General features: G+C 68.2%; 1 protein-coding gene. It reads right to left on the bottom strand.

What is annotated here, in order from left to right; genetic code table 11:
• Positions 1-7920, bottom strand: a 7920-nt coding sequence (locus tag ABZX30_RS37350; protein ID WP_355942678.1) for an amino acid adenylation domain-containing protein, incomplete at both ends; no start/stop codon positions are given.

Genomic DNA, 7920 nt, shown 5'->3' with positions numbered 1-7920 from the left:
TCATCCGTCCGGCCCGCGATCGCCGACCCGATCGGAATATCCACACCCGCACCAAGCCGCGACAACGTCACCGCCAACGCCGACTGCATCAGCATAAACAGCGTCACTCCCCGCTCCCGCGCCAACTCCAACAGCCGCGCATGCACCCCCGGGGGCACCACAAACCCAGCACTATGCCCACGATGACTCGCCACCACAGGACGCGCACGATCAAACGGCAGGCCCAACTCCTCCGGAGCACGCGCCAGTTCAGTTCGCCAGTAAGCGATCTGCCGGGAGAGCAGGCTCCCTGGGTCTTCCTCCGCACCGAGCAGGTCCCGCTGCCACAACGCATAATCCGCGTACTGCACCGGCAACGGCTCCCACCCCGGAACGCCACCCCCACACCGCGCCTCATACGCCATCGACAAATCCCGCGCCAACGGACCCATCGACCAGCCATCACCCGCAATGTGATGCACCACAAGTGCAAAAACGTGCTCGTCCGGGCCCACTGCGAACAACGAGGCCCTCACAGGTATCTCAACTGCCAGGTCGAACGCATGCTGTGTCGCCCGAGCCACCGCCTCTGACAAGTCCGCAGAGGCGACCTCGGTCACCGTCAGCTCCATTACGAGCTCGTCCATGCCCAGAACGCGCTGATACGGCTCGCCGTCGACCACGGGAAACACTGTGCGAAGCGCCTCATGCCGCCCCAGGACATCGCGGAGCGCCTCAGCCAGAGCCTGACGGTCCAACTTCCCGGTCAGACTCAGTGCAACGGGGCTGTTGTACGTCTGGCTCGGCCCTTCCAACTGCCCGATGAACCACAACCGTCGCTGCGCATAGGACAACGGCACCCGGGCCGGACGCTCAACCTTCACCAGCGCCGCACGTGCCTGCCCCGCCTCGGCCAACTTCGCCGCCAGTCCAGCCGGCGTCGGCGACTCGAACAGTGCCCGAATCTCCACTTCAACGCCCAGCACCGCACGCACCCGACTCACCAACCGCGTCGCCAACAGCGAATGCCCACCAAGCTCAAAGAAGTCATCGTCGACACCGACACTGTCCAGGCCGAGGACCTCGGCGAACGCCTGGCACAGCAACTCTTCCTGCGGAGTGGACGGTTCGCGCCGCGTGGCCGCAGTGCCCGCTGCGTAGTCCGGTGCGGGCAGGGCCTTGCGGTCCAGCTTGCCGTTGCCCGTCAACGGCAGCCCCTCCAGCACGACCACCGCGGAGGGGACCATGTGCTCCGGCAGCCGCCCGGCGGCGAACGTGCGCACCGAGGCGGCCAGCTCGCCCGGGTCGGCGTCCTCGTCCGCCGCAACCACGTAGGCGACCAGGCGCACATCCCCCGGCACGTCCTCACGAGCGACCACGGCCGCCTGGGCGAGCTGCGGATGCGCGGCCAGCACCGCCTGCACCTCACCCGGCTCCACCCGGAACCCACGGATCTTCACCTGCTCATCCGCCCGCCCCGCGAACACCAACTCACCACCGGACGTCCACCGCACCCGGTCCCCGGTCCGATACATCCGCCCACCCGACGAGGAGAACGGGCAGGCCACGAACCGCTCCGCCGTCAACCCCGCCCGGCCCACATAGCCGCGCGCCACCTGAACCCCGGCAACGTAGAGTTCGCCCACCACACCCGGCGCCACCGGCTGAAGACAGTCGTCCAGGACGTAGAAGCGGGTGTTCGCCACCGGAGCACCCACCGGGATCACCCCGGAGGCGACGGCCTCCGCCGTCAGCCGAGTGGTCGCCACCCCGATCGTGGTCTCCGTCGGCCCATAGTGGTTGAACACCCCACACCCACCGGCCGCATCGGCCGCCGCCAGGAGTTCCTGCACCAGCGCCGGGGAGGCTGCTTCACCACCGAGCACCAGCGATCCCGTCGGCACCACACCCCCCGCACCGCCCGCCGCCGCAAGCGCGGCCAGATGGGAGGGCACCGCCTTGAGATAGTCGATCCGCTGCTCGGCCAGATACCCGGCCACCGCCCCCGGATCCGTCACCACCTCCTCATCCAGCAGATGCAACTCACCACCGGTCGTCAGACTGGCGAACAGCGCCGTGTTGCCGAGGTCGGTGGCCGGACCCTGCAACACCGCATACCGGCCACCCGCCGCACCCAACCCCAGCCGGGCAGGAACCGTCGCGACGTAGTTCGCCAGCGCGCCGTGTGTGATGGCCACCCCCTTGGGGCGGCCGGTCGAACCCGACGTATAGATCACATACGCCAACTGGCCGGCAGCGACCGTGATCTCCGGCGCGGTCTCCGGCGCGGCGGCCAGCTGCATCGCCACCAGTGCCCCGTCCACCGCGACCAGCCGATGCCGCCCCGCCGGAAGATCCTCCAGGATCTCCTCGGTCGTCACCGTCAGGACCGCGCCGCTGTCCGCGAGCTGGAACGCGATCCGCTCCGCCGGCAACCCCGCATCGAGCGGCAGATAGGCGGCCCCCGCCTTCCACACCCCCAAAATCCCCGCGATCGACTCCACACCCCGCGGCAGACACAACCCCACCACAGACTCCGCACCCACACCCTGCGAAACCAGATAACGCGCCAGCCGATTCGCCCGAACCTCCAACTCCCCAAACGACACCGACACACCATCCGCAACCACAGCGACGGCCCCCGGCGTACGTGCCGCCTGCGCCGCGAACAGCGCTGGCACCATCACCTCGGGCACCGCAGCCCCGGTGTCGTTCCACTCCTCCAACACCCGGGCCCGCTCCCCCGGACCCAACACATCCACCGAACCCACCCGAGACGACGGATCCTCCACCAACGCCTCAAGCACCCGCACCAGACAGCCGACGAACCTCTCCACCGTGCTCGCCTCAAACAAATCCGCAGAACCGACGGCGAGTCCGCCGATCCCCGCCGGGATGCCCTGCGGATCGAATTCCTCACCAACCGCCAGAGCAAGGTCGAACTTCGCCCCCACCTGCTCCGTAGGCATCCCGCTGGCCTGCAAGCCGGTCAGCCCGTGCGGCGCTGCGGAGTCTGCACCCGTGACCGAAATGGTGTCCTGGAAGGTAAGGATGACCTGGAACAACGGGTGGCGGGCCAGGGACCGGGCCGGAGCCAGCTCCTCCACCAACCGCTCGAACGGCACATCCTGATGCGCGAACGCGCGAAGACCCGTCTCCCGCACCCGCTCCAACAGGTCAGCGAACGTCGGATCCCCGGACAGGTCCGTACGCAGAACCAGGCTGTTGACGAAGCAGCCGACCAGGTCGTCCAGCGCCTCATCCGTCCGGCCCGCAATCGCCGCGCCGACGGGCACATCGGCTCCGGCGCCGAGCCGCGACAACGTCACCGCCAACGCGGACTGCATCAGCATGAACAGAGTCACGCCCCGTTCCCGCGCCAGCTCGAGGAGCCGTGCGTGCAGATCTGCGGGAACACTCAGCCGCACCGAGTGGCCCAGGTGAGACGGCACCGCCGGTCGTGGACGGTCGAATGGCAGATCCAACTCTTCAGGTATGCCTGTCAGTTCGGCACGCCAGTAAGCGATCTGCTGGGAGATCACGCTCTCCGGGTCGTCCTCAGTGCCCAGCAGCTCACGCTGCCACAGCGCATAGTCCGCGTACTGCACGGGCAACGGCTCCCACTCCGGAGCCCGCCCCGCACACCGCGCCGCATACGCAGCCGACAAGTCCCTCGCCAGCGGGCCGTTCGACCAGCCATCACTCGCAATGTGATGCACCACGAGCACCAACACATGCTCATCCGGGCCGACCGCGAACAGCCGGACGCGCAACGGAATCTCAGCTCCCAGTTCGAAGCCTTGCCCCGTCACCTCGGCCATAGCACCGGTCAGTTCGTCGGGCGCGACTTCGAGGACCGGCAGCTCGAACCCAACCTCCTCGACCCGGAGTATCTGCTGATACGGCTCGCCGTCCGCCGCCCCCGCGAACACCGTGCGCAGCACTTCGTGCCGGCCCACCACATCCCGCAGAGCCCCTTCAAGAGCCTCGCGGTCCAAGTGGCCGGTAAGGCGTAGTGCCATCGAAATGTTGTAGGTCGCGCTCGGCCCCGCCAACTGTTCAAGAAACCACAGGCGTTGCTGTGGGTACGAGAGAGGAATCCGCTCCGGACGCACTCTCGCCGCCAACGCTCTGCGAGCGGAATCGGCCCCGGTCAGGAGAGCAGCGACTCCAGCCGGCGTCGGCGTGTCGAAAAGTGCCCGCAGCGGCAATTCCACACCCAGCACCGCGCGCACCCGGCTCACCAAACGGGTCGCCAGCAGTGAGTGTCCGCCCATCGCGAAGAAGTCGTCGTCCACGCCCACTTCGGGCAGACCGAGGACCTGGGCGAACACCCCGCAGAGGATCTCCTCCTGCGGAGTCGACGGGGTTCGGGCGGCGTCCATTGCCGCCGTCCCGTATTTCGGAGCCGGCAGCGCTCTCCGGTCCAGCTTGCCGTTGAGCGTGAGCGGCAGCTCGTCCAGGACCACCACAGCCGAAGGCACCATGTATTCAGGCAGCCGGTCGGCCGCGGCATCCCGGATTCGCGCCGGCAGTTCTTCGTGGGCAGCGTCTTCGCTCGGGACCACGTAGGCGACGAGACGTCTGTCGCCAGGCTCCTCCTCCCTGGTGACCACCACGGCCTGCGCCACTCCCGCGCAAGCCGACAGCACTGCAGCCACTTCACCCGGCTCGACTCGGAATCCGCGGATCTTCACCTGCTCGTCCGCTCGACCCAGGTATTCCAGCTGCCCGTAGGCCGTCCATCTGGCCAGGTCGCCGGTGCGGTACATCCGCCCGCCGGCCCCGAACGGGGACGCCACGAACCGCTCCGCGGTCAGGGCACCACGGCCGACGTAGCCTCGCGCCAACTGCACGCCGGCCAAGTACAGTTCGCCGCCAACCCCGGTGGGTACCGGATTGAGCGAGGCGTCCAGGACGTACACCTGGGTGTTCGCGATCGGGGCACCGATCGGTACGGATCCTCCCGTCTGGGCGGGGCGGCACTCCCAGGCCGTCACGTCGACCGACGCCTCGGTGGGTCCGTACAGGTTGTGCAGTTCCACGTCGTCATAGAGCTCGAAGAACCGTGCCTGGGTGGGCAAGGACAGCGCCTCACCCGAGCAGATCACGCGCCGCAGGGTTGTGCAGTCGGCCGCCATGGGTACGGACAGGAAGGTTTCCAGCATCGATGGCACGAAGTGGGCTGTCGTCACACGTCGTTGGCGTATGAGATCTGCGATGTACTCCGGATCCCGGTGGCCGCCCGGTTCGGCCAGGACCAGTGCTGCGCCGTTGAGCAGCGGCCAGAAGAACTCCCATACCGATACGTCGAACCCGAACGGTGTCTTCTGCAGCACCCGGTCTTCCGTCGTCAGGCCATATCGAGCCTGCATCCACTGGAGCCGATTGACCACTCCCGCGTGGGGAATCGCCACGCCCTTGGGGCGGCCGGTCGAACCCGAGGTGAAGATCACGTAGACAGGGTTCTCCGGCGCAGGTGCCACCTCGGGCGCGTGCGCCGGCTGCGCTTCGATGTCCGTCGCGTCATCCGGGTCATCCACCGTGATGCGCGCGACATGCTCAGGCAGCACTCCGGCGACCGCAGCCGTTGTCAGCGCCCACTGCACGGCCGCGTCGCCCATCATGTCCGTGATCCGCTCAGCCGGGTACTCCGGGTCCACCGGCAGATAGGCGCATCCCGCTTTCAGCACAGCGGCGAGCGCCACCACCATCTCGATGCCGCGCTCCATGCAGACCGCGACCACCGACTCCGGGCCCATGCTGCGTGCGACCAGCAGCCGCGCCAGCTGGTTCGCACGCGCGTCGAGTTCGGCATACGACACCTCGGCATCGCCTGACAGCAACGCCAAGGCCTCCGGCGTACGCGCCGCCTGTGCCGCAAGCAGTTCCGGCAGCGTGGCGGATCCCACCTCGACGGCGGTGTCGTTCCACTCCGTCAGGAGCCGGTCCCGTTCACCCGCCTCCAGCACTTCGACCGCGCCGATGCTCGAGCGCGGATCGGCCGCCAGAGCCTCAGCAACCCGGACCCAGTAGGCCGCGATCCGCTCCGCCGTCTCCACGTCGAACAGGTCGGTCGCCGCAACGAGCACGCCCTGCAGCCCCGCAGCAGCACCCTGAGCGTCGAATCTCTCCCCCACGGAGACCTCGAGGTCGAACCTTGCCGCCGTCGACCCTGCCGACATTCCCTCAACCGTGAGGCCGGGCAGGTCCAGGACAGCCGAGTCCGTGTTCTGGACCGTCAGCATCACCTGGAACAGCGGGTGCCGGGACAACGAGCGGACCGGTGCCAGCTCTTCCACCAGTCGCTCGAACGGCACGTCCTGATGCTCGAACGCGCCCAACCCTGCCTCTCGAACCCGGTCGAGGACCTCCTCGAACGTCGGATTCCCGGAGAGATCGGTTCGAACAACCAAGGTATTCACGAAGAAGCCGACCAGGTCGTCCAACGACCTGTCCGTACGGCCGGCGATCGCCGACCCGATCAGAAGGTCCGTGCCCGCGCCCAGCCGGTTCAGCGTCACGGCCAAAGTCGCCTGCATCAGCATGAACAGGGTCACGCCTCGTTCTCGCGCCACCAGGACCAGCCGTTCATGCACCTCGGCCGGGAGCTCCAGCGATACGCGAAGTCCTTGGTAGGACGGGACGGCCGGGCGGGGACGGTCGGTCGGGAGCACCAACTCCTCAGGGACGCCTTCGAGCTTCTGGCGCCAGTACGCGACCTGTTGGGAGAGCAGACTCTGCGGATCGTCTTGCGCACCCAGCAGCTCCCGCTGCCACAGCGCGTAGTCCGCGTACTGCACCGGCAGCGGCTCCCACTGCGGCACCTGACCCGCGGTTCTCGCCGCGTAGGCCAGTGACAGGTCCCGTGCCAGGGGGCCGTTCGACCAGCCGTCGCCCGCGATGTGGTGAACCACCACCAGCAGGACGTGCTCATTGGGTGCTAAGGCGAACAGGTGGGCGTGCAGCGGGATCTGAGCGCTCAAGTCGAGGCCACGGCTCGCGGCCTCGACCACCGCGCCGCTCAGGTCCTCCGGCGCGATCTCCACCACCGGCAGCTCGAAACCGGTCTCTTCTACGGAGAGGATGCGCTGGTAGGGCTCACCATCGTCCGCCGCTTCGAACACGGTGCGCAGTACCTCGTGCCTGCCCAGCACATCCCGCAGGGCGCCGTCGAGGGCCTCGCGGTCGAGGACGCCGGTCAGCCGCAGCGTCGTCGGGAGGGCGTAGGTTGCGCTGGGTCCCTCCAACTGGCCGAGGAACCAAAGCCTTTGCTGCGCGTACGAAAGCGGGAGTCGCTCTGGACGCTTGGCAGGTGTGAGGGCGGGGCGCGCCGGGTTCGCACCGTTCAGTCGGGCGGCCACTCCGGCCGGTGTCGGTGCGTCGAACAGTGCGCGCAAGGATAGGTCCGCACCCAGCACCGCACGCACACGGCTCACCAGGCGCATGGCGAGCAGCGAATGACCGCCCAGTGCGAAGAAGTCGTCATCGACACCGACGCTCTCCAGGCCGAGAAGCTGGGCGAACTCCCCGCACAGAATCTGTTCCTGCACTGTGGACGGTTGTCTGCCCACGCCCGCTGCGGCTGCGAACTCCGGCGCGGGCAGTGCTTCGCGGTCGAGTTTGCCGTTCGCCGTGAGCGGCAACGCCTCCAGCACCACCACCGCCGACGGCACCATGTACCCCGGCAACCGCTCCGCCGCGAACTCCCGAACCCCGTCCGCCAGACCCTCCGGCTCCGCCTCCACGTCAGCGGGCACCACATAGGCGACAAGACGCCTACCGCCGGCACCATCCTCCCCGGCGACGACGGCCACCTGGACCAGCCCGGCATGGGCGGCCAGCACCGACTGCACCTCACTGGGCTCCACCCGGAACCCGCGGATCTTCACCTGCTCGTCCGCACGCCCCGCGAACACCAACTGCCCATCCGCCGTCCAC

The sequence above is a fragment of the Streptomyces sp. NPDC004542 genome (assembly GCF_040610035.1).
GTDB lineage: Bacteria > Actinomycetota > Actinomycetes > Streptomycetales > Streptomycetaceae > Streptomyces.
The sequence above is the reverse complement of the archived record's forward strand: the minus strand, read 5'-3'. Positions and strand labels throughout refer to the sequence as shown.